We start from the raw sequence: 23327 nt of genomic DNA, 5'->3' as shown, positions 1-23327 counted from the left end.
CCCACCTGACTGCTTCGTTTCTCGTTTCGCGCTGCATCGTGTCGTGCAGCAGAGAAGCGAGATTATGCACACACTCTCAAAACCTGTCAAACACTTTTCGACAAAAAAACGAAAATAATTGGCTGGAGAGGCGCTCAAAACAACAAAACCCCATTTTCCTCAATGGCTTGCGCAAGGAAAATTTTTTGCAGGTTTTTTGGTCAACACGGGCGCAACACAACCCACTGAACACAAACTGCCCCAACGCTCACACTAAAACCGCCCCAATCAGGCTTTGGAATACCCAAAAAGTACCCTTTGGCAGCCCGACACCCAGGGGAATTGACGCGACCGCGCAGTAAAAAAGGGGCACAAGGCCCCTTGAATGTCATTCCGGAACGAACGGAGTGGTCAGCGATTCTTAAACTCGGGTTTCCGCTTCTCAACAAAAGCAGCCATGCCCTCTTTTTGGTCTTCTGTGGCAAAAAGGCTGTGGAACATGCGGCGTTCAAACAGCATACCCTCGGACAAGGGCCCTTCATAAGCGCGGTTGATGCTCTCTTTGGCCATCATGACGGAGGGCAGAGAGTAGGCGGCGATGATGGTTGCGGCTTCGACCGCTTCATCAAAGCAACGGTCAGCAGGCACGACCCTTGAGACCAGGCCGGCGCGCTCAGCCTCCTCGGCGGACATCATGCGACCGGTCAAGCACAGGTCCATGGCCTTGGCTTTGCTGACGGCACGCGGCAGGCGCTGGGTACCACCAGCCCCCGGAATGATGCCCAACTTGATTTCAGGTTGCCCGAACTTGGCGGTGTCGGCTGCGATGATGAAGTCGCACATCATCGCCAGTTCACAGCCACCGCCCAACGCGAAACCACGTACGGCGGCGATCACGGGCTTGCGGACGCTGCGGATTGTTTCCCAGTTGCGGGTGATGTATTCGCCTTTGTAGACATCCATATAAGTGAACTGAGCCATGGCAGCAATGTCTGCGCCAGCTGCAAACGCCTTGTCACTGCCGGTGACGACCATGGCACCGATGTTCTCGTCAGCATCGAAAGCGACAAGGGCTTGGCCCAATTCGGTCATCAGTTGGTCGTTCAAGGCATTGAGCACCTGCGGGCGATTCAGGCGCACAACGCCCACTTTGCCGAGGGTTTCAGTCTGAATGCATTCGTACGTCACGTTGTTGTCTCCCTGTGTTGTGGTCTTTACGCATGTTGATTGCTGAACTTTAGTCTAACGCCTGTCATTCCAGCCGACGAAGTTCGACAATCAGTGCGTGACTTTATTTTCTGTCTAGGACAAAATAGACAGATAGTGCATTAAAAGCAGGTTTTTGATGAAAGAAACGACTTTTGTCATGGGCGGATCATCCGCCATTGCACAACAGCTGGTGGCGATGTGCCTTCAACAGGGCCAATCTGTGGTGGTTGGGGGCAGAGACCCGTCGGATTTGGTGGCGCTGTATGGCAACAGCGACTCGGTGCGCTGCGTGGCGGTGCAAGCCACTGACCCTGTGTCTGTGGACGCTGCGTTCGAGCAGCTGGCCCAAGAAGGGCACCACGTTCACCGATACGCCCACTGCGTGGGATCCATTCTGGTTGCCCCCTTGGTGAGAACGACTAACGCTCAGATTGACAGCGTGCTGTCGACCAACCTGCTGTCCGCCATGTATGGACTGAGGGCGTTCCTCAAACACCGCAAACAACTGGGTGGGGGCGGCGCTGCAGTGCTGGTTTCCACCTGCGCCACGGGCATCGGTGTGGCCAACCACGAGGCGATCGCCGCCGCCAAGGGAGGGCTGGAGGGCTTGGCGCGCAGCGCGGCGGCCACGCACGCACCCGACGGTATCCGTGTGAATGTGGTGGCACCCGGCTTGACCGACACCCCGATGGCGAAGGCGTTTTTGAGCAGCGAACTGATGAAGGCGGCCAGCGCGCGGCAGTACCCCTTGGAAGGCATCAACAGCCCAGCCGAGGTGGCGCAGGCCATGGCGTGGCTGTTGGGGGAGGAATCGTCCCGGATCACGGGGCAGGTTCTGTCGGTGGACGGCGGCTTTAGGGCCATTAGACCTTTGGTGAAATGACGATGCATGCACTGACTTTCGCTCCACATTGCTCCTTTCTGCCCAATCGACGCGCGGCACTGCGCCGGGCAGAGCAGATCAACCCGGATTTGTACGCGCGGACCCGCAATTATGTGGACGGGGCTGTCACGGGCCTGTCTCCTTGGATTACACACGGTTTTCTGAACCTGCCTGAAGTGACCCAGTTGATTGACGCCCGCCACAAACTCAGCTTTGACGACAAGTTGGTGTTTGAATTCGGTTGGCGGGAGTTCTTTCTGCATGTGCACGGGCATTTGGGCCAAGGCATTCTGAAGGACGTGCGCAGGCCGGTGTGGTCTGGCCATTACAGCCAGGAGATGCCAAGCGATGTGGTGGAAGGCCGCACAGGGATTGCGCCGATCGACTTTGGGATTGAACAGCTGTACACAACGGGTTACATCCACAACCACGTGCGGATGTGGATTGCCTCTTATCTGGTACATCTGCGCAAGGTGCACTGGCGTGTGGGGGCTGACTGGATGTACGGCCATTTGCTGGATGGCGACTTGGCGTCAAACCACTTGAGTTGGCAGTGGGTGGCGGGCACGTTCAGCCACAAGCCTTATGTATTCAATGCCGAGAATGTGGCGAAGTTTGCCCGGAACTGTCGTTGTGAAGGCACTGCGCTGGACTGCGGATATGAGGACTTGGAAGCGCTGGCGCGCAGCCGCAAGGATGTTGGCCCGGAGCCCGGGGCACCCAAAGCAGGCCTGATCGTGCCGGGCTGGGTAGACACTCGCCCAGAGAGCCTGGCTGCGGTGATCAAGGGCAACTCCAATTTGATGGTGCATGTGCTTGAACATGCTGGCGCGCTGGATGTGGCGATGCAGGCGCTGACCTTGGCCACGCAGGAGACCAAACGTGTGGTGTGGGTACACCCATGGGACTTGGGGCGGTGTGAAACCGAGACTGATGCAGTGCGCATTGGGCTGATTGACGCGGCGTTTCACGATGCGCACCCTTGGAACGATTTAAGGTGGTCGTTTGTGGTTCAAGCGATGCGGCAGCACTGCGATGCGGTGTGGGTGGTCAACAGCGCAAAGCCTGCCAGCCTGTCGGCTTGCAGGAAGGCACTGGAACAGTTGAGCCGGGCGCAGGATTGCTCTCATGAGATGTTGAGCACGCTGAACCCCGGATACAACACCCTGCCTGTGCTGTTGAACCTGACTGAAATTCCCCAACCCCGCCTGCTGCCTGAGCCATCGTCATTCCAGGCCAGCTTCTCCCGCTTTTACCGAGAAGCGTGTCTGTTGGCTGGCGATTTGGAAAGCCTGCTGGGTGCCACGGAAGGCGATGGGGCGCGTGACGGATGGGCCTGAATATGATTGATGACGGCAGACCCCAGGAGAAGCGGTCTTCCTGGATGCGAGTGCTTGGTTATGGCGGACTGATTCCCTTTCTGGGGATTGCACTTGGCGCATGGGTCAACCACCCACTTGCCCCAGCCCGTGAGCTGGCGCAGTTGAACCTGCTCTATGGCGTGGCGATTGTGTCGTTTTTGGGAGCGGTGCATTGGGGCTTGGCGCTCATGATTTCACGACTGGCGCACGCAGAACTTTTGACAGGAATGACTGCGGCTGAATTCGAAACCCGCAGTTTCGTGTGGGGAGTCACCCCTTCCCTGTTGGCTTGGGTGACCTCAGCCTTTGCCCCTGTGGATTTGGCCCTGAGTTTGCTGGCCATGACACTGATTCTGGTGTGGTGGGTGGACCAACAGCTGTTGGGCCGCCTCAACGGCTTTGCTGACTACTTAACGCTTCGAGGACACTTGACCGTGGGGGCTTGCATCGGCCTTTTGGCCACGGCGCTGGCGCTTTAAATGGTGTAGTCTTGATGGCTCGAAATGGAGTTCCGGAGACAACAAGACCATGGCTTTTCAAGCGGTATACCTTCAAAAAAATGAGCTTGGTGAATTCAGCGCAAGCCTGACTACGCTGGACGAATCGCAACTGCCCGAGGCGGGCGATGTGGTCATTGAGGTGGCCTACTCGACGCTGAATTACAAAGACGGCCTGGCCATCTGCAACAAGTCCCCCGTGGTGCGTACATGGCCGATGGTGGCAGGCATTGATGGTGTGGGCCGGGTGCTTCAAAGTACACACCCCCGATTCAAGGAAGGCGACGAGGTTATTCTCAACGGCTTTGGGGTGGGTGAAACCCACTGGGGCTGCCTGGCGGGCAAGGCCAAATTGAAGGGCGATTGGCTGGTTCACAAACCTGCAGGCCTGAGCGCGTTTCAAACCATGGCCATCGGTACGGCCGGTTACACCGCGATGCTGTGTGTGATGGGTTTGGAGAAATCGGGGGTTCGGCCCGACCAGGGCGAAGTGCTGGTCACCGGCGCAACCGGTGGTGTGGGCTCTGTGGCCATTTCGTTGCTGAGCCAGTTGGGCTACACGGTGGTGGCCACCAGCGGCAAACCTGAGCAGGCTGAGTTTTTGAAGTCCCTGGGTGCTGCCGAAGTATTGGACCGCAACACCTTGTCTGCCCCCGGCAAGCCCCTGCAGAAAGAACGTTGGGCTGGCGTGGTAGACAGCGTGGGCTCCCACACACTGGCCAACGCATGCGCGCAGACCAAGTACGGTGGAACAGTGACCGCCTGTGGCTTAGCTCAAGGCATGGATTTTCCCTCCAGCGTGGCCCCCTTCATTCTGCGTGGCGTGACGTTGAAGGGCATCGACTCGGTGATGGCCCCCTTGGCGATTCGAGAAGAAGCCTGGGCCCGACTGGCCAAGGACTTGGACCCTGCGAAGCTGGAACGACTCTCACGGGAAATTCCCCTGTCGGGAGCGATTGAGGCGGCGGCTCAGATCATGGCTGGCCAACACACAGGACGCGTGGTGGTGAAGATCTGAGATGTTGAAGTACCGTGTGTCGGCCCAAGACCTTGAAGGGCACTATCTGGATGTGTCGTTAAGCTTCAAACACGCAGGCTCAGCCCATGAGCCTGCGCGGCCCTTGATCGTCTCGCTGCCTGCGTGGATACCCGGCAGTTACATGATCAGGGAATTCGCCCGCCATGTGTTGTCTGTATCGGCGCAGGTGGATGGGCAGGCCGTTCCGGTACACAAACAATCGAAAGACGAATGGGTGATTGAATGCCCTTCTTCGCCGGTTGGCACGGACGTTGTGCAGATTGACCTGCAGTGGCGCGTTTACTGCTGGGACCTGTCGGTTCGGGGAGCACACGTGGACCGGCAGCACGCATTTTTCAATGGCACCAGCCTGTTCCTGTGCCCCGAGGGCTATCACACTGCCCCCATTGAGCTGACACTGGCAGCGCCCGGACTTCCTGCCGGGCAGGCGTGGCTCGTGGCAACGGGCCTGGGTGCTCTGGGCCAAACTCGGGATGAATCAGGCTGTTATGGCTTGACGGCCACGGACACCCTGGTGCTTCGCTGTGCGAGTTACGATGCACTCATCGACCACCCGGTGGAGATGGGTGTATTGAAGACTGCCCATTTTTCGGCCCGAGGTGTGCAACACACGGTTGCAGTGTACGGTGCCGATGCTGATGTTGACTTGGCCCGGCTGTGTAATGATTTGCAGCCCGTGTGCGAGGCACAGATCGACTTGTTCGAGCCCAAGTTGCAAAAGGCCCCATTTGAGCACTATGTGTTCATGGTTCACGCCACTGACAATGGATACGGCGGGCTGGAACACCGAAACAGCACGGCGCTGCTGTGCAGCCGCCACGACTTGCCGCAGCGCGGCGTGGCCAAAGCGCCTAAAGGGTATGAGACCTTTCTGGGCCTGTGCAGCCACGAGTACTTTCATGCCTGGAATGTGAAGCGCATGAAACCGCAGGTGTTTCTGCCTTATGACCTGAGCCAGGAAAACTACACGCGACTGTTGTGGATATTCGAAGGGTTCACGTCTTACTACGACGATGTGATGCTGGCCCGCAGTGGCGTGATGGGCGAGAAAGAGTATTTGGCCGCCTTGGGAAAAACCATCACCGCGGTGCTGAAGAACCGGGGACGGTTGATCCAGAGCGTAGCGGACAGTTCATTTGACGCTTGGACGAAGTATTACCGCCAAGATGAGAATGCACCGAATGCAGTGGTCAGCTACTACACCAAGGGGGCTTTGGTGGCGCTATGCCTGGACACGCGGATTCGACAGGCGACACAGGGCCAGCACAGCCTGGACGACGTGATGCGGTTGATGTGGCAACGCAAAGGCTCAGAGCAAGAAGGCCTGCGCGAGGACGAGTTTCCTGCGCTGGTGTATGAAGCCGCAGGGCTGGACTTGAGCCAGGAAATTGCAGACTGGGCCTATGGCACGGTTGATTTGCCATTGGCTGAAACACTGGCGGCCTATGGCCTTGAAATGAAGGCTGTGCGTGACGATTCAGCCGACCTTGGCATGAATGTTCAATTCAAGGCCGACGGGGTTTGGATTAAGCAGGTGATCAATGGTGGGCCAGCGCACAACGCTGGTTTGTCCGCTGGCGACCAATTGGTGTTGGTGGGCGAACGCAAAGCCACAGAGGCCAACTTCAAACGGGCATTGGGTGGATTACAGGCTGGCGAACCGCTGATGCTGGGTGGCTTTCGTGCCGAGCGTTGGCTGAGTACGGTAATCAACGCTGCTGCACCCGCGACGAAGGAATGGACGATCAGCCATCAACCTGAGGCGATTCAGCCGGTGATTCAGCCGCCTTGGGTACCCAATTCGGGAAACAACTGAGACAGTGCCTCGCCGGGTGAAGGTGCGCGCATGAAGGCCTCGCCGACTAGGAAGGCATTGACACCCTGACTGCGCATGGCCAGCACATCTTCGCGCGAGGCGATGCCGCTTTCGGTGACCAGCAGGTGCTGGGGGCCCAAACTGTTTTTCAGATTCAGCGTGGTTTGCAGGGACACCTCAAAGGTGCGCAGGTTGCGGTTGTTGACCCCAATCAACGGGGTTTTCATTTGCAGGGCCAAGTCCATTTCGGCGGCGTCATGCACTTCCACCAACACGTCCATGCCCAGTTCATGGGCGCATTGTTCAAGCTCCAGCAAGGCGGGCAGATCCAGAGCTGCAACAATCAACAAAATGGCATCTGCCCCCAAGCCCCGGGCCTGAACCACTTGGTAGGTGTCGATGATGAAATCCTTGCGGATGGCGGGCAGCCCACTGGCCTGACGGGCCATGTCCAGGTACTGTGGCGCGCCTTTGAAATACTGCAGATCGGTCAGAACGGACAGGCATGTCGCACCATGTTGGGCGTAGCTGCGCGCGATGGCCTCGGGGTCGAAGGGGTCGCGCAGGATTCCTTTGCTGGGGCTGGCTTTCTTGACCTCAGCAATGACAGCGGGTTTACCCGCATCAACGGCAGCTTTCATGGCGCGGTAGAACCCGCGGGCAGGCTCAAGGCGGGCTGCCTTGGTCAGCCACTGCACCTCGGAGAGGACTTGTTTGCCGGCGGCGATTTCTTCACGCTTGGTGGCCAGAATTCGGTCGAGAATGTCACTCATGTCGGGTCCTTGATGCTCAACTGGCCTTCGGCAGCGATTGCGAAAAATCAGCCAGCGTTTGCAGGGCTTTCAAGCCAGCACCGCTGGCCACCGTGGCACGCGCCAATTCAACACCCTGCCCCAGCGTTTGTACCAAGCCGGCGGTGTACAAGCCGGCTGCAGCGTTGAGCAGAACGATGTCAGCGATGGCACCACCCTCGCCCCTGAGGGCCATTTGAATTTTCTCGGCGGATTCGGCCACCGAATGGGCACGAAGAACGTCGTGAGAGGCACGGGTCAAGCCGAAATCCTCGGGTTTGATGCGGTAACGCCTCACTTGCCCTTGGTCCAGTTCAGCAATTTGGGAATCGCATTCGATGCACAGCTCATCCATTCCATTGTCGCCATGAACAATCAGGGCGCGTGAGGAGCCCAAACGCGCCAACACTTGGGCTTGCAAGTCGAGCAGATTGGCACTGTAAACGCCCATGACCTGCCTGCGCGCCAGGGCTGGATTGGTCAATGGCCCCAAGATGTTGAACACGGTGCGCACACCGAGTTCCTTGCGTACCGGCCCTGCAAAACGCATGGCACTGTGGTGATTGGGGGCAAACATAAAGCCCACACCCACGGTTTGAATTGACTGGGCAACCTGCTCGGGGGTGAGGTTGATGTTGACCCCCATGTATTCAAGTACATCGGCACTGCCCGAGCTGGACGACACACTGCGCCCGCCGTGTTTGGCCACTTTGGCACCTGCTGCGGCCAGGACAAACATGGAGGCCGTGGAAATATTGAAGGTGTGCGCGCCGTCGCCACCGGTGCCACACAGGTCAACGACCGGCAGATCGGCAGGCAACACCACGGGGGTGACCAAGTCGCGCATGACCTGCGCAGCCGCAGCCACTTCATCCACCGTTTCGCCCTTGAGTCGAAGGGCGATCAACAAACCAGCGACTTGAGCGGAGGTCAAGCGGCCATGCAGCAACTCCTCGAATGCCTGACGGGTGATGGCGTAATCGAGGTTTTGCCCAGCGAGCAACTGGTTAAGGGTGGCAGAGAAGTTGAATGGGCTAGACATGACATCAATCCTGAGGCGCAATGCGGCAGGGGTTTACACGTGGGCGCGGGCATCGACCCGCTTCAGGAAGTTACGAAGCAGGTCGTGCCCCCTGTCGCTCAAAATGGACTCGGGGTGAAACTGCACGCCTTCAACATCGAATTGGCGGTGACGAACCCCCATGATCTCACCGTCGGCTGTTTCAGCGGTGACTTCCAGGCAGTCAGGCAGGGTGCTGCGCTCAATGGCCAGGGAGTGGTAGCGGATGCAGGTCAGCGGGTTGGGCAAACCTTCAAACACGCCGGTGTTGAAGTGATGCACAGGCGAGGTTTTGCCATGCATGATGGACTTGGCACGCACCACCTGCCCACCGAACGCCTCACCGATGGCCTGATGGCCAAGGCACACGCCAAGCACTGGCACCACACCCGCGAAACGCTGGATGATTTCGATGGACACGCCAGCCTGCGCTGGGGAACAAGGCCCCGGCGACACGCACACGGCGGCGGGCTTGAGGGCCAAGGCTTCATCGACCGAGATGGCGTCGTTGCGCACCACGTGCACGTTTTGCCCCAACTCGCCAAAATACTGGACCAAGTTGAAGGTGAAACTGTCGTAGTTGTCGATCATCAGGAGCATGGCAGGCCGACCGGTCGGAAATTCAGGAAATACGTGGGGAATTGCCAATGATACCCCCAACAGGCCCTGGTTTATCGGTGGCGGGTCCGCATTGGTGGCAACGTCGGACTGGCCGCAGGAGGGCTTGGGTCAGCGCATTCGGACTGTGCTTGCGCACAAACCCTCTTGCATGGCCAGCTGCAGCAGCTTGAAGTCGGAATCTGCGTTCAACTTTTGACGAATGGAAGTCATGTAGTTGCTGATGGTTTTACTGCTGAGATGAAGTGTGCTGGCGATTTGGGCGTGGGTGTAGCCCTGGGTCATCATGCGAAAGATATCGAATTCTTTGGCACTTAGACTACCCAAATCTGACTGGCTTTCAGACAGGGTGCATTCCGCGAGGATCATCTGCGCTTTTTGAGACAAGGCCCGTTGTCCTTTCATGGCTGTGCGAATGGCGGCGATCATTTCATGAGGCTCAGCATCTTTGGTCAGATACCCAATGGCTCCAGCCCGAATGGCTTGTGTGATGTACGAGGGATGATCGTGCATCGACAACACCACCACCCACTGTGAAGGGTTGCGTTGCAGTATTCGGCGTATCAGGTCCAGCCCACTACTCTCTTTCAAGTGCATGTCCAGAATCACCAGATCGAAGGTTAAGTCACCCACCAGCGAGTAGGCCTCGTCAGCAGTGCCTGCTTCTGCCAGCACCCGAAAGCCGTCGATGGATTCAATCAACCGGCGTATGCCAGCGCGAACAATCACATGATCATCGACCAACAAGATATTTTTCATCTGCATGCCCCTTGTTCATTTGCGTTGCAACCCGCTAAGGGCTCGTCGCTTGAAACTGTTTCAGATTGACACTGTCAGCAATCATCGTGCCATCCCAAACCCCTGCACAGGGAAATTTTCCCGTTCCCGACAGGAGCGTTTCCCAAGACAAGCGATTGGTGCGCGCAGGACACTGGCGTCGACTTTTCGGGCCTTATGCACTCGTAGGCGCCGGGAGCGACACAACACCAAACAAATTGGAGAAGGGATTGACAATGAACACGATACTGAACAGAAACAAGCTCGCGGTGGCGGTTGCTGCTGTTGCAGCGACGTTGGCCTTGGGCAGCCACGCACTGGCCAAAAATGTCACCTGGGATGACATTCGCAATGACCATCAGTCCGCAAAAGACGTACTGACCTACGGCTTGGGTTTGAAGGCGCAGCGACACAGCACACTGAAGAACATCAACACCTCCAACGTGGCCAACCTGGTACCCGCATGGAGCTATTCCTTTGGTGGCGAAAAACAGCGCGGCCAAGAAGGCCAAGCACTGGTGCATGAAGGGGTGATTTACATCACCGCGTCGTATTCCCGAATTTTTGCGTTGGACGCCAAAACCGGTAAACGCCTGTGGCAATACGAGCACCGTTTGCCCGACGACATCCGCCCCTGCTGTGACGTGGTGAACCGCGGCGCGGCCATCTACGGCGACAAGGTATTTTTTGGCACACTGGATGCGGGCATTGTGGCCTTGAACAAGGACACCGGCAAAGTGGTGTGGAGCGAGAAGTGGGGTGACCACAAAGTGGGCTACACCATGACTGGTGCACCCTTTGTGATCAAGGATCAAAAATCGGGTCGCATGTTGCTGGTCCACGGTTCATCGGGCGACGAATTCGGTGTGGTGGGTTGGCTGTTTGCCCGTGATGTCGACACCGGTGAAGAAGTGTGGGCACGCCCGATGGTGGAAGGCCACATGGGCCGCCTGAACGGGAAACCCAGCACCACGACCGGTGATGCGAATGCACCCACGTGGCCACGCGACAAAGACGGCAAATTGGCTGAAGCCTGGCACCATGGTGGTGGCGCACCGTGGCAGACCGCGTCATTCGATGCCGAGAAAAACATGGTGGTAATTGGCACAGGAAACCCAGCACCCTGGAACACCTGGAAGCGTACCCCTGAAGGGAAAGACCCCCGTGATTACCCAAGCCTGTTCACATCCGGACAAGCTTATGTGGATGCCTCCACGGGTGAGCTAAAGGGGTTCTATTCCCACACCCCCAATGACGCTTGGGACTTTTCCGGCAATAACTCGGTGGTGCTGTTTGAGTACAAGGACAAAGCCGGTAAAACCATCAAGGCCTCAGCCCACGCCGACCGCAATGGTTTCTTCTTTGTGACTGACCGCGAAAAGCTCTCCAATGGCGCAGGCTACCCCTACAAACCCACGGCACTGATTGGTGCATGGCCATTCGTGGACGGCATTACCTGGGCCTCCGGCTTTGACCTGAAAACCGGTCTGCCAATTGAAAAGGACAATCGCCCTCCCAAAGTTAAAGCAGGTGAAAACAAGGGTGAAAGCATATTTGTGTCACCACCATTCCTGGGCGGCACGAACTGGATGCCGATGTCCTACAGCCCACAGACTGAGTTGTTCTATATTCCAGCGAACCACTGGGCAATGGACTACTGGACTGAAAACCTGACCTACAAAGAGGGCGCTGCCTACTTGGGACAGGGTTTCCGGATCAAACGCCTGTTTGATGATCACGTGGGTATTCTGCGCGCGATTGACCCGAAAACCGGCAAGATCGCCTGGGAGAAGAAAGAGAAGTTCCCACTGTGGGCCGGCACCATGACCACTGCGGGTGGGCTGGTGTTCACTGGCACCACCGATGGCTACGTGAAAGCCTTTGACGCGAAAAACGGCAAAGAGCTGTGGAGCTTCCAAACAGGTTCAGGCGTGGTGTCAGTCCCAGTCACCTGGGAACAGGATGGCGAGCAGTACATTGGGATCCAATCTGGTTTCGGTGGTGCGGTGCCTTTGTGGGGTGGCGACATGGCTGAGCTGACCAAGCAGGTCTCCCAAGGTGGCTCGTTCTGGGTGTTCAAACTGCCCAAGTTCGCCAAGAGCTGAGGCCCTAAAGCTGTCACGCTGACAGTGTAGTGAACGGGGCTGGCTGGAATGGCCAGCCCCTGCTGGAGATGACTCATGAAGTATTCAGTGATGTGTTGGTTGACAGCGGCGGGGCTGACCTTGATGTCGAGCACCGCCATCGCTGACCAAAATGCGCCACCCGTGATCAAGGGCAGTTGTGCGCTGTGGCCGCATGGCCGATGCCAAGGCGCTGACCTGCGCCACATGGACCTGTCAGCGATGGACTTGGCTGGCATTGATTTCACCGGTGCCAACCTTGCGCGGGTAGACCTGCGCGCGGCCAACCTGGCCGGTGCCATTCTTGATGGTGCAGATTTGACTGGGGCCAAACTGGGCAAAGTGAATGCACCTGCGGCCTCATTCAAAGGGGCCAAGTTAGTGGGTGCCGACCTAGAGTTTGCCCGGGTGATGCGATCTGATTTCAGCCACGCCGACTTGACCGGAGCCAACATGGAGATGATTCGAGCACCCTATGCATGGTTCAAGTACGCCACGCTGACCAGTGCAAACATGCAGGAAGCCAAAATGAATTCGACCAACCTTGAAGGTGCCAACATGGAAGGCGTGGTGCGTAAATTTGCGATTTTCCCGGAATCGTATTTTGGCGGCTGTACGGGCTGCCCAACGGATTGGTGAGCCTGATGATGCGAGTGATCGAAAAACGCCTGATGATTGCGGCGCTTGGTGCCTGCGCCTTCATCCAAATAGGCCCTGTGATGGCGCAAGCCGGGCAGAGCGATGTAACCGCGGCCATTCAACGGGGCAGTGCCACATTCGCTCAACATTGCAGCCATTGCCATGGCGTGGAAGCGGTGAATAAGGGGCATGTCGGGCCAGACTTGTTGCGCTCGGACCGGTATTGCGACCGTTTACCCAAGGGTGCGGAAAAAGACATGTGCATGGCCGACGGGGAAGCCTTCTTCGTCAGGTCGGTCCAAGAGGGAAAAATACGGGTGGGCATCGTTCACATGCCCGCATGGAAAGAGGTGTTGTCGATGAATGAGATTCTGGACATTCGCCGGTATTTAGAGAACCGGAAGGAGCTAATTGCAGCAAGCCGGGCGAGGTAGAGACGCCCAGCTTGAGCTTCTTCCTTACTACAGCGACTGATTCTCCTCGGATCGTTGCAAACGTCGTTGTATTTGATGCGTGAGGTCTCCTCCTGATCTCACGCTTTTTTTTCGTTGAACCAAACCTTCACTGCGCAGCCAGCGCCCATAGACGACTCGATGGCAAACTGGGCACCCAAGTGGCGTGCTCTCTCTCGCATGGAACGCATGCCATAGCCCGCACCTGCTCGACTTAAACCAACTCCATTGTCGAAAATGCTCAGGTACCCTGAACCTGGTGATAGCGTCAGAACGACCTGCACCGCTGAAGCCTTGGCATGACGGGTGACATTACTCAATGCCTCCTGCGTGATTCGGTAAAGGCCCACCTGGAGATCGGCGGTGACAGAAGCCGCCCAAGCCGGATCAATGTCGACTTGCTGAACCAACTGCACACCGGACGATTTCTGCCAATCATTGAGCAAGGCCAAATAAGCCGCTGCAAACGACTGGGTTTCGAAATCGAGCATATCCAAATTGTGAACGAGTGCCCTCAGCACCTCATGCGACTGTTTCAGAGTAATGGACAAATCGCTCAAGGGCGACAGGAGCTCAGGGGTCTGCTGCACCATCGGCTGCACTGAGACGCTGTAAAGTAAGGCCCTACACGCCGTGATGATCTGACCAAGGTTGTCATGCAATTCTTGGCCCAAGAATTTGCGTTCGCGCTCTTGCGTGTGAATAAGGTGTGTGGACAGCTCCTGATTGTCGGACCTGGACGCTTCAATAGCGCTGATGGATTGATTGAAAGCCCGGTGCAACTCCCCGAGCTCTCGAATCCCATGCGATTCACTAAACCGGACCTCGCCTCCGTCACGCTCACTGGCCGAAATGCAACGCTCGAATTGAAGAACGGTTCGTTTCAGCGAACCTGTAAACCCCACCAATATCAGCCATGCAACGCCACCCGCACACGTGAATACCAAGAAGGCCAAGAACAGGCTTTCCTCCAGTTCCCGGATTTCATCTTCTCCAGTGACCGACACCGACCAGGGATTACCGAGGCTGTCCTTGACGGTTTGGACAATCCGCGTTTGGCATGTCAGCTCGAGCCATTTGTCCAATACGGTGGCACATTGCGGATACAGCACCTCGTCCGCAGGGGATAGACGGATATGGCGCAGACGCAAGGCTCGAAGCTGATCGGGCGTAAGGTCCCGCGCCTGGAATGCATGGGCCAATTCCACCGCCAACAACTCAGCGGAAGCCACTTCATCGACGATGTCCTGGTTGCCTTGCCGAACCAGCATGTAAGCAGACAACAGGAAGGCCAGCGCCATCAGTCCGGGAACGACCATGGCGGCTCGAATGGGTTTGAGCATGGAAAGACCCCCCTCGGATTGCTGCGTGAAATTATCCGAAGGATGCTGCCCCCCAGGGCGGGAATTTTTCCCGATCTGAGGACTGCGCTGCGTCAATAAATCGGCCGGGTGCGGGTGGCCTCAGCGGGGAAAAGGCGTTGCACGTCCAAGGACAAGCCTGACACAGGTTCCTGTCGCCCAAGCTCGAAGACCAAGGACTGGGAAGGTTCCAACGCACTCAGCAGTTGATGCAAGGCAGCCGTGACGCCAGACTCCAGGGAAACGACCCGCGACATGACCAACACCTGCCAGGGGCGTTGCCGCATGACGGGCAAATCAACCTGCGCCCACAAACGGGCTTCCTGAAAAAACTGGATGGCGGAGAGGTCTTTCTGGGGTTTGGCCAGAAACAGAAATCGACCTGCCTCGAGATGGACAAGGTCCCCGGAAAACTTGGCTGCCGATTTCACAAACCGTGCGAAGGCCCGCAAGGTGTCGCGGTCGGGCTCCGCATCGGTCGAGGCGGCGTGCAATTCCAGCACAATGGCGGTGCACTGCTGAAGGCCCTGCTGGCAACGCTCTGCAATCAAGTGTTCAAGGCCCTGACGATTCAAGGCCCCCGACACCTCATCGTGAACGATCTGCTGGAACTGGGCCATGCCCCTGACGTGGCGGGCGGTGATATCCCGCAGCACGCCAATGGACCCACTCGGTGACGGAGAAAGGCGCATCTCAAAGTGCTTCAGGTTGCCTTGTTCATCGGCCAACGCAAAATGATGTTCGCTGGTGTGTTCACCCCGCATCTGGTCTGTGGCCAAGGCTTGCTGGATTCGCTGCAGCAAGGGCGAGCGCTTTTGCTGCCGTATCAAGCTTGCATTCAGTTTGTCAAAAACCGGATTGGCCTTGAGCAATTGGCCCTGATGATCAAGAACGAAGACGGCCTCCGGCAGCAGTTGAATCATGGCTTCCTGCTCGCGGTACAGGGTTTGCAATGACGACAGCAAACCCTGCTTCTCCTTTTTGTTGCGGGCCAATGAATCAGACACTGTCAGCATCAGAAGGACTGCTGCGCTCAAGGCAAAAGCACGCCCGCCGATCACATCAAGGCTGTGGGACATGTTCAGCCATGGGGAGGCCATTTCCGCCACTCCCAATACCAACAGCGTAAACAGCGCCAGACCGTGGTAGATGCGACGTGTTGACGCACCGGGCCTGTAGGCGTTGAGTAAACGCACGGCAATCACACACACATTCGGGGTCAAGACCACCCAAAGAATGGCCAGAAAAAGCGAATAATCCAGATCCAGCAAGGCCGCCACGGTGACCGCCACGGCAGACACGCCCGAGGACCAAACAACCGCCCGCCCCAGTGCGGAGCACCCGTTGCGGCATTCCAACAAAAGCAGGTAGGCGGCCAGCGTCCACAGATACACAACCCAGTTCAACTCGTACCAGGTTTGGGGATTCAGGGCCCACCACTGGCGAAGCAGCAAGTCTTGCTCCCAACCACTGGCCATGGCCAGAAAGTGCAGACCCAACAGCATCCACACCGCAAGGGTGGCCAATTGGCGTGAGCGGATCATGAATGACATCAACACCGACACTATCGCCAACGCCAACATGGCGCCTTGCACGAAGTGATTTTTCTGATTGAAATCGGCTGCCCATTTCAGGAAGCGTTCTTCGTAATGCAACTGCACCGAAATTTCGTCAATGCCAATCAGTCGAAGACGGCACAACCATGACCCGGCAAACTCGCCTGTGTTCAACGGTCCGAGAAAATAGGGCCCCACCCGCTTGAAGTCATTGAGCACCATCTCTGGCTGTGAACGCGAAAAGCAATCAAGTTGTTTAATGCTGCCCGCCTTGAGAATGACCCGGGATAAACCAAGCGCCTCAGGCACCTCAAACCGCATCCACACCACACCGTCCGCCATCCAAGGTTTGATGGCATGGCCTTGCCGAACGTTGCCGTCAGCAGACTGAAGGTCCATCTTGCGCCATGCTCCCTCAGCGTCCTCTGAGTAAGTTTGCTCGCTGAACCACGTTAGCTCCAGCGTGCTCATGGGCGGCAAGGCCTGATTCCTCAAACTGACAAACAGCACAGAGAACAGCAACACACATGCGGCGACCACACTCCAACGCCCCGCATTGAAATGGATACGCCAAGGCCATACCCGGAACCTGAACCACGCTAACGAAGAGGTACTCATGTGGAATGGGCCATCGGAAAGTGAATCAGGAACTGGGCGTGTTGCGACAAGGCTTCCAGCGCTCGGCGCATTTCATGAGGGTCAACCAGCCGCATCCGCAGATAAGCCAACATGGAATGAATGGCCTGCGCCAAGCTGTGGCAGCCCTGCGCCAGGGCACGGCGCTGGATCTGCACCAAATTGCTTTCAAGGTGATGGTCTTGCTGCAGGTTGGCAATGGCCGACCACAAGGGCTCGACAGAGGCGCCCATGCCTTGGGTTTGCTCATTCATGCTGCAGATGTTGTCGCACACCATTTGAACCAGTCGGGCCAGGAATTCCACATTCAAGGGCTTGACCATGAAGTGGTCCACCTGCAGCTCTTTGGCCCTGGCCACACGATGACGATCAGCAATGCCTGTAATGATGCAGGTGGACGTGAAGGTTAACCAATCCCTTTCACGGGCCTCTTTCAGCAGGGTGAGCCCATTGCCGTCAGGCACCTGCAAATCCGACACAAACAAGGCCACATAATGCGGCCCGCTGAGTATCTGGCGCGCATGGTTCAAGCTTTTGACCCAGCGCACCGTGCCCGGCCACAGGGGCTCGACGCAGGTTACGGCTGCAGTGGCCGTGAATTCATCGTCTTCGAGTAGCAACAGCTTCATCGCGTTCTCCATGCGTGTCCTGGGTCATTTCCAGGTCATTCAAGGCCAGCCTTGTGGCTTGCAGTGATTCCACATAGTGTTGGATGTCGAGTCGACCCACCGACCCTTTTTCAAACTGTCGATGCAGGCGCTCCGCGGACAGGCTGAGGTTGTGAGCCCCCACTGTGGCCGCCATGCCCTTGACCTTGTGCAGAGTGGCCATGGCCGTGCGTTTGTTGTCGGTACTGAACAGGCGAGACTCTGCTTCGCAACGGTCCAACTCGTCTCTGAAACGGTTCAGGGTACGGGTGTACACCTTGGTGTTTCCGGAGAAGTTGCACAGTCCACGCCGCCAGTCCAGCAAGGCGGGATGCTGGCCTGTTGCTCCTGAATTGTCTTCCGGCAATCCTTCAGACAAACCCATGGCCCTGAAGAGTTCGCGAATTTTCAGAGGTTTCTGGAAGTGGCCGTTCATGCCCGCATCAAGACTTTCGCGAACATCGCGCCAGGACACATGGGACGTGAGCGCATAAATGGGCAGAATTGACGCGGACAGGTGTTGACGGATGAGTCGGCAAGCCTGATTGCCATCCATGTCGGGCATTTGAATGTCCATCAACACGAGGTCGTAGTGCCGAGTGGGGCTGAGCGCCAAACGAACGGCCTCGGCACCGCTGGCTGCAGTGTCCACTTCAGCGCCATAGGATTCCAGATAACCGGCACATGCATCGCGAAGTAGCTCGGTGTCTTCCGCCACCAAGAGCCGCTTGCCCAGCAGGGCTTTTTGATGGGTGACCGAGGTGAGCAACTGCGCTGAATTGGGTTCAAGCGACTCGCTGCAGATGCCCTCAAACACATCCAGAATTTGATGGGGCAAGGCGGGGCGAACCACATGGTGAACCACACCGGTTTGCTCCAGTTGGCTGGCTTCATGCCCCTGCCCCAGCGCACTGATCAAGCCAACCTTTCGGCTGGAGTAGGTGCTGAGCAAAGTCAGGCATTTGAGCAAGGCCTGATTGGTTTTTCCCACCAGCAAGTCTGTTTCAGCGGCATGCTCTGGCACCAAGGCCCCGTTAAGCTCCCCACAGGTGCCCAAAGCCAGCGCGGTGCCGTAATCGGGCCCGAGGCTGTCGGTCAGGTATTGACGCTCTTCAGGGTTGACCGAGACAACCACCAGCCGCCGACCGGGGTAACGGGCCTCATAGCCGACTTCTGACAGGCTGGTGCTGGGAACAGGAATACGCAAGGTGAATACGCTGCCCCCGGGGGTGTTGGGCGCGTAGTCCACTTGCCCGTCCATCAGTTCGGCCAGTTGGCGACAGATGTACAAACCCAGGCCTGTACCCCCGTATTTCCTGCTTTTCTGGCCGTCAGCCTGCGCGAAGGATTCAAACATGCGCTCTTGTTGGGAGGGGTCGACCCCGATGCCCGTGTCGGTCACGGCAAAGTTCAGTTGCACCTGGTCCAAGCGAATCCGGTGGGCGGACACCTTCAAGGCGATGTGTCCGTCATGGGTGAACTTCACGGCATTGCTGATGAGGTTGAGCAGAATTTGACGCAGTCGCAGTGGATCAACTTCAATGGAGTCGGGCGTGTCGGCCTGAACACAGACGTAGAAATCCAGGTTCTTGCGCTCAACCATCAGGTTGACGACACTGCCCACATCCACCAACAGTTGTCGCAAGCTGACATCGTCTTTTTCCAGGCTCATTTTGTGAGCCTGAATTTTTGCCGCGTCCAGAATGGTTTGAGTGACATCCATCAAATGCTGCGCACTGGCCCGCGCATTGCGAACCAACTGGGGCATTTGCGCAGGCGTGGCCCGCTGCATGAGGTTGAGGTAACTGCACACGGCCGCCACGGGGGTGCGTACTTCGTGGCTTAGGTTAGCCAGTAACTGGGCTTTCAACTCCTCGGTGCTTTGGGCCAAGGCTGAAGGCGGCAGTTCAGGTGCCACAGGCTGCTCGCTGAGCAAGCGCCGCAGCTTGATGTGATGGTGGGCCTGACAGCCCCACACCACCAGCAGGTTCAGGCCGACCAAGCCCCACATCAGCATCCAGGGAAATGCGTTGCGAGACTCGCCTCCTGATTCGGTCAGCGGCCAAACAGTGAGGTCCAGCACATGCAGTGTGGCGGTACTGGTCAGCAACCAGAGCGCAGACAAACCCAACAGGCCCGCTTGGGCCCGCACATGGGCGTACACCGGGCTGTTTTGGGTGTCGTAAGCTTTATCAGGATCAGGCGAGTTCATGTCAACCAAAGCAATCGGACATCGACTGCATCAGTTAACTGCCTTGGACTACACCGTGGCTCTTCCCCGCATAGGGGAATGGTTGACTCTGTTCGGGTGGTTTACCCGGTTCTACGAGTGAATCTCGCCATCAAGCCCAGCCTGAACCAGTTCAGCAGCGCGCATTACGGCGCGGGCTTTGTTCTCGGTTTCCTGCCATTCGCTTTCAGCCACCGAGTCGGCCACCACCCCGGCACCGGCCTGCACGTAGAGCATGCCGTCTTTGACCACGCCGGTGCGAATGGCAATGGCCACGTCCATGGTGCCGGTGAAGCTGAGGTAACCACAGGCCCCGCCGTACACGCCACGCTTGGTGGGTTCCAGTTCGTCAATGATTTCCAGTGCCCGCACCTTGGGTGCCCCGGACAATGTGCCCGCAGGGAATGTGGCGCGAAGTACATCCATCGACGACAAACCAGGCTTCAGATCACCCTGGACGTTGCTGACGATGTGCATCACGTGGGAGTAACGCTCGATCACCATTTTTTCGGTGACTTGCACCGAGCCTGTCTGCGCGATTCGGCCCACGTCGTTTCGGGCCAAATCGATCAGCATGACATGCTCAGCGATTTCCTTGGGGTCGGCCAACAGTTCTTCTGCCAAGGCCAAGTCCTGCGCAGTTGTCTTGCCACGAGGCCGCGTGCCTGCAATGGGGCGAAGCGTAATGACCGGGCTGATTTTGCCTTCGAGCTGGTCTTGACGCACCAGAATTTCCGGTGAAGAGCCCACCACCTGAAAGTCGCCAAAGTTGTAGAAGAACAAATAGGGCGACGGGTTCAGTGACCTTAAAGCCCGGTACAGGGTGAGTGCATCCTGCGTGAAGGGCTTGCTCAAACGCTGCCCAATCACCACTTGCATCACATCACCGGCGGCGATGTATTCCTTGGCCTTGGCCACCATGCCAAAGAATTGATCTTTGCTGAGGTTGTGGCCAATGGGCGTCATATCGGAAGGGCCCGCAAGCGGAATGGTGGCCGGGGCCCGCAGTTTCGCCATCAGGCTTTTGAGTTCGTTCACCCCGGTGTCGTAGGCTTGGTCAGCCGACGGGTCTACAAACACGATGAGCTGTATGGTGCCCTTGATGTTGTCAACAACAGCCATGCGGTCGGTCAACATCAGCAGAATATCGGGCACACCCAATTCATCGGGCTTGCGCAGGGGCTCAAGACGTGGCTCGATGTAGCGCACCGTGTCATAGCCGAAGTAACCCGCCAAGCCACCGAAAAAGCGCGGCACACCCTCGGTGGGGGGCACTTTGAAACGGGCGTGATACGCCTCGATGAAGGCCAAAGGGTCGCCTTCATGGGACTCCAGTTCAGTGCATGTGCCATCGGGGTGGTGGGTGCGCACGCGGGTGCTGTGTCCATTAACCTCAAGCGTCAGGTTCGATGGCAGGCCAATGAAGGAGTACCGGCCAGAGCGTTCGCCACCCACCACGGATTCGAGCAGAAACGTGTTCTTGGCATTGGCCAGTTTGACGTACACCGACAGGGGTGTGTCCAGGTCCGCATAGCAGCGGGCCATCAGGGGAATGCGGTTGTAGCCCGCTTGGGCCAGCGCATTGAATTCGTCGCGGGAAATCATGGGTTCACCTGTGCAGCAAGCAAGCGTTCTGCCGCCTGCGCGATGGTTTCGATGTAGCCGTCACAGTCAGTCTGACTGGCCGGTGTGCCTTCGTTGTAGCCGTAGGGCAACAGCCAACAGCGGGCACCGGCAGCACGGGCCGACAGCACATCATTGACAGAATCGCCGATCATCAAAGCCCCGGATGGGCTGACATTCAACTGGGTGCAAGCGTGCTGTACGGGCATTGGGTCCGGCTTTTTGCGGGCGCAGGTGTCTCCACCCACAGTCACCGAGAAGTACTGGGCCAAACCAGTGGCTTCAAGCAGGGGCACGGTGAAACGCTCGGGTTTGTTGGTGACCACCGCCAGCTTCAGGCCTGCCTGCCGCAGGGCATTCAGCCCTTCCAGCACACCCGGGTACAGCCGGGCATGGGCCCCATTGAGGCGTTGGTAATGCACTTCCCACAGGGCTTTGGCCTTGGAAAACAGCTCGGGCGCTGCGGTTTGCTCCATGTGCCCGGTCAGGCTGCGGTGCAGCAGGTTGTCAGCACCTTTGCCCACATAAACGGCCACTTGGTCCACACTCAATGGGCTGCGCCCAAGGTCGGCCAATGTGGCGTTGACGGCGGCCGCCAGGTCGGGGGCGGTGTGCAGCAAAGTGCCGTCGAGGTCGAACAAAACTGCCTGAATGGTCATCGCACCCTCATCGCACGGTGGCCAGTTCGGCACGCATGGCGTCAATCACGGCCTTGTAATCGGGCTTGCCGAAAATTGCGGAGCCCGCCACAAAAGTGTCGGCACCCGCACGGGCAATGCTGGCAATGTTGTCGGGCTTGACGCCACCGTCCACCTCAAGGCGGATTGCTTGGCCACCTGCGGCCACATGCGCGTCAATGCGGCGGCGCACCTCAGCCAATTTCACCAAGGCCTGGGGAATGAAACTCTGACCGCCAAAACCCGGGTTGACGGACATGATGAGCACCAGGTCGATTTTGTCCATCACATGGTCCAACCATTGCACGGAGGTGGCCGGGTTCAGCACCACACCCGCCTGGCAGCCGGAATCGCGGATCAGGCCCAAGGTGCGGTCTAGGTGGTCGGTGCCTTCCGGATGAACGCTGATGAGATTGGCACCGGCTTTGGCGAAGTCGGGAATGATGCGGTCCACGGGGCGCACCATCAGGTGCACATCAATCATGGCTTGGGTGTGGGGGCGAATGGCCTCACACACCAAGGGGCCAATCGTGAGGTTGGGCACGTAGTGGTTGTCCATCACATCAAAGTGAACCCAGTCGGCACCGGCCGCAATCACATTGCGGACCTCTTCGCCCAAGCGGGCAAAATCGGCAGACAGAATACTGGGGGCGATGATGTTGGGTTGCATAAATAACCTCGGGGCAAGCTGCGGTGGGCCCTGGTCAGGGCCGGTAAACCGACAGTTTAAACGAAACCAGCCCCCCACCCGAGTGCCCCGGTGCCCGGTTTGAGAATGGGGGCAATTGAGGCATACTTTGAGCCTGCACAACACCAGCGCCCAAGCGCACAGACCCTGAGCCCCATGAGCCGTTCCACGCCGTACCAGTTTGAAGTCCGCGTCAGCACCCAGTTTCTTGATGAACAAAGCGACAAGGAGAAAGGGCCTTATGTGTTTGCCTACACCATCGAGATCGAGAACGTGGGCACGGCCTCGGCCCAATTGCTGCGGCGTCACTGGGTGATCACGGACGCCTACAACATCGTGCAGGAAATTCGTGGCGATGGCGTGGTGGGCGAACAACCGGTGCTGAAGCCGGGTGAAACTTTTGAATACACCAGCGGTTGCCCCTTACCCACCCCCGTGGGGACCATGCGAGGTGATTACACCTTTGTCGGCGAGGGTGGCGAAGAGTTTGATGTGGAAGTGCCAGAGTTCATGCTGTCCATGCCGCGAACGCTGCACTGAGGCCAGTCAACGATCTCCGGGCTTTGATGCGTCTTTATCCGACTCGTTCACGGCGACGTGGCTGGGGTTTTGGGGCGCGTCCTCCTGATTTTCGAGTGGCCGTTCCACACGCGCCCGCATCGTCC

At 57.7% G+C, this 23327-nt stretch carries 22 protein-coding genes; 10 read left to right on the top strand and 12 right to left on the bottom strand.

Translation table 11 applies throughout. From position 1 onward, the window contains the following. The coding region (locus ACK4FF_RS03930; RefSeq protein WP_409704805.1) for a hypothetical protein at positions 1 to 341 on the top strand (341 nt) is incomplete at its 5' end. 49 nt (positions 342 to 390) lie between these two features. Here ACK4FF_RS03930 and ACK4FF_RS03925 read toward each other — a convergent pair. Continuing rightward, positions 391 to 1167 carry an enoyl-CoA hydratase gene (locus ACK4FF_RS03925; RefSeq protein ID WP_409704803.1) on the bottom strand — a complete coding sequence of 259 codons (777 nt, stop codon included), beginning with the start codon at positions 1165 to 1167 and terminating at the stop codon, positions 391 to 393. A 157-nt stretch (positions 1168 to 1324) separates the two neighbouring features. Here ACK4FF_RS03925 and ACK4FF_RS03920 point away from each other — a divergent pair, with 157 nt between their 5' ends. The 5 genes from ACK4FF_RS03920 to ACK4FF_RS03900 are packed head-to-tail and all read left to right on the top strand — an operon-like array spanning position 1325 to position 6784. Continuing rightward, positions 1325 to 2071: an SDR family NAD(P)-dependent oxidoreductase gene (locus ACK4FF_RS03920; protein WP_409704801.1), complete on the top strand. Its 747-nt coding sequence runs from the start codon at positions 1325 to 1327 to the stop codon at positions 2069 to 2071. 2 nt (positions 2072 to 2073) lie between these two features. Continuing rightward, positions 2074 to 3411 carry an FAD-binding domain-containing protein gene (locus ACK4FF_RS03915; RefSeq protein ID WP_409704799.1) on the top strand — a complete coding sequence of 446 codons (1338 nt, stop codon included), beginning with the start codon at positions 2074 to 2076 and terminating at the stop codon, positions 3409 to 3411. 44 nt (positions 3412 to 3455) lie between these two features. Further along, a complete protein-coding gene (locus ACK4FF_RS03910; RefSeq protein WP_409704797.1) occupies positions 3456 to 3911 on the top strand; it encodes a DUF3429 domain-containing protein in 456 nt (151 codons plus the stop codon). Between the two features lie 49 nt (positions 3912 to 3960). Next, positions 3961 to 4947, top strand: coding sequence for an MDR family oxidoreductase (locus ACK4FF_RS03905; RefSeq protein ID WP_409704795.1), 987 nt, complete (start codon positions 3961 to 3963; stop codon positions 4945 to 4947). Between the two features lies 1 nt (position 4948). Further along, positions 4949 to 6784: a M61 family metallopeptidase gene (locus tag ACK4FF_RS03900; protein ID WP_409704793.1), complete on the top strand. Its 1836-nt coding sequence runs from the start codon at positions 4949 to 4951 to the stop codon at positions 6782 to 6784. Here ACK4FF_RS03900 and trpC read toward each other — a convergent pair. The 4 genes from trpC to ACK4FF_RS03880 all read right to left on the bottom strand — a co-directional run bounded on the left by trpC (position 6748) and on the right by ACK4FF_RS03880 (position 10012). Continuing rightward, positions 6748 to 7557 (bottom strand): indole-3-glycerol phosphate synthase TrpC, encoded by an 810-nt coding sequence (trpC, locus tag ACK4FF_RS03895; RefSeq protein ID WP_409704791.1) that lies wholly within the window; start codon positions 7555 to 7557, stop codon positions 6748 to 6750. The genes ACK4FF_RS03900 and trpC overlap by 37 nt on opposite strands. Positions 7558 to 7573: 16 nt before the next feature. Continuing rightward, positions 7574 to 8617, bottom strand: a complete 1044-nt coding sequence (gene trpD, locus ACK4FF_RS03890) for an anthranilate phosphoribosyltransferase (RefSeq protein WP_409704789.1) — start codon at positions 8615 to 8617, stop codon at positions 7574 to 7576. A 33-nt stretch (positions 8618 to 8650) separates the two neighbouring features. Beyond that, on the bottom strand, positions 8651 to 9235 hold the full coding sequence (locus ACK4FF_RS03885) for an aminodeoxychorismate/anthranilate synthase component II (RefSeq protein WP_409704787.1): 585 nt from the start codon (positions 9233 to 9235) through the stop codon (positions 8651 to 8653). Positions 9236 to 9364: 129 nt separating this feature from the next. After that, positions 9365 to 10012, bottom strand: a complete 648-nt coding sequence (locus ACK4FF_RS03880; RefSeq protein WP_409704785.1) for a response regulator — start codon at positions 10010 to 10012, stop codon at positions 9365 to 9367. A 254-nt stretch (positions 10013 to 10266) separates the two neighbouring features. Between ACK4FF_RS03880 and ACK4FF_RS03875 the strand changes: the two genes are divergently transcribed. From ACK4FF_RS03875 to ACK4FF_RS03865, 3 genes are all read left to right on the top strand, one after another. Continuing rightward, positions 10267 to 12135 (top strand): methanol/ethanol family PQQ-dependent dehydrogenase, encoded by a 1869-nt coding sequence (locus ACK4FF_RS03875; RefSeq protein ID WP_409704783.1) that lies wholly within the window; start codon positions 10267 to 10269, stop codon positions 12133 to 12135. Positions 12136 to 12210: 75 nt separating this feature from the next. Further along, on the top strand, positions 12211 to 12792 hold the full coding sequence (locus ACK4FF_RS03870) for a pentapeptide repeat-containing protein (RefSeq protein WP_409704781.1): 582 nt from the start codon (positions 12211 to 12213) through the stop codon (positions 12790 to 12792). Between the two features lie 5 nt (positions 12793 to 12797). Then, the gene (locus ACK4FF_RS03865; protein ID WP_409704779.1) at positions 12798 to 13226 is read left to right on the top strand and encodes a c-type cytochrome; all 429 of its coding nucleotides are present in this window, start codon (positions 12798 to 12800) and stop codon (positions 13224 to 13226) included. Between the two features lie 98 nt (positions 13227 to 13324). Here the strand turns inward: ACK4FF_RS03865 and ACK4FF_RS03860 are convergent, their stop codons facing one another. The 7 genes from ACK4FF_RS03860 to rpe all read right to left on the bottom strand — a co-directional run bounded on the left by ACK4FF_RS03860 (position 13325) and on the right by rpe (position 22644). Continuing rightward, positions 13325 to 14587 carry a sensor histidine kinase gene (locus ACK4FF_RS03860; protein ID WP_409704777.1) on the bottom strand — a complete coding sequence of 421 codons (1263 nt, stop codon included), beginning with the start codon at positions 14585 to 14587 and terminating at the stop codon, positions 13325 to 13327. Positions 14588 to 14679: 92 nt separating this feature from the next. Beyond that, entirely contained in the window at positions 14680 to 16779 is a 2100-nt protein-coding gene (locus ACK4FF_RS03855) for a hypothetical protein (RefSeq protein ID WP_409704775.1), read from the bottom strand. After that, entirely contained in the window at positions 16776 to 17426 is a 651-nt protein-coding gene (locus ACK4FF_RS03850; RefSeq protein WP_409704773.1) for a response regulator, read from the bottom strand. The genes ACK4FF_RS03855 and ACK4FF_RS03850 overlap by 4 nt, the downstream gene beginning before the upstream one ends. After that, positions 17398 to 19656 (bottom strand): ATP-binding protein, encoded by a 2259-nt coding sequence (locus ACK4FF_RS03845; protein WP_409704771.1) that lies wholly within the window; start codon positions 19654 to 19656, stop codon positions 17398 to 17400. Before ACK4FF_RS03845 ends, ACK4FF_RS03850 begins: the two co-directional genes overlap by 29 nt. A 111-nt stretch (positions 19657 to 19767) precedes the next feature. Further along, a complete protein-coding gene (gene trpE, locus ACK4FF_RS03840; protein WP_409704847.1) occupies positions 19768 to 21276 on the bottom strand; it encodes an anthranilate synthase component I in 1509 nt (502 codons plus the stop codon). Further along, positions 21276 to 21956 carry a phosphoglycolate phosphatase gene (locus ACK4FF_RS03835; protein WP_409704769.1) on the bottom strand — a complete coding sequence of 227 codons (681 nt, stop codon included), beginning with the start codon at positions 21954 to 21956 and terminating at the stop codon, positions 21276 to 21278. The genes trpE and ACK4FF_RS03835 overlap by 1 nt, the downstream gene beginning before the upstream one ends. Positions 21957 to 21963: 7 nt before the next feature. Beyond that, positions 21964 to 22644, bottom strand: a complete 681-nt coding sequence (rpe, locus tag ACK4FF_RS03830) for a ribulose-phosphate 3-epimerase (RefSeq protein ID WP_409704767.1) — start codon at positions 22642 to 22644, stop codon at positions 21964 to 21966. A 174-nt stretch (positions 22645 to 22818) separates the two neighbouring features. Here rpe and apaG point away from each other — a divergent pair, with 174 nt between their 5' ends. Continuing rightward, positions 22819 to 23202 carry a Co2+/Mg2+ efflux protein ApaG gene (gene apaG, locus ACK4FF_RS03825; RefSeq protein ID WP_409704765.1) on the top strand — a complete coding sequence of 128 codons (384 nt, stop codon included), beginning with the start codon at positions 22819 to 22821 and terminating at the stop codon, positions 23200 to 23202. Positions 23203 to 23327: the final 125 nt, after the last annotated feature.

This window comes from Limnobacter sp. (assembly GCF_046297615.1).
Lineage (GTDB): Bacteria > Pseudomonadota > Gammaproteobacteria > Burkholderiales > Burkholderiaceae_B > Limnobacter.
This window is presented reverse-complemented; position numbering and strand designations above follow the sequence as displayed.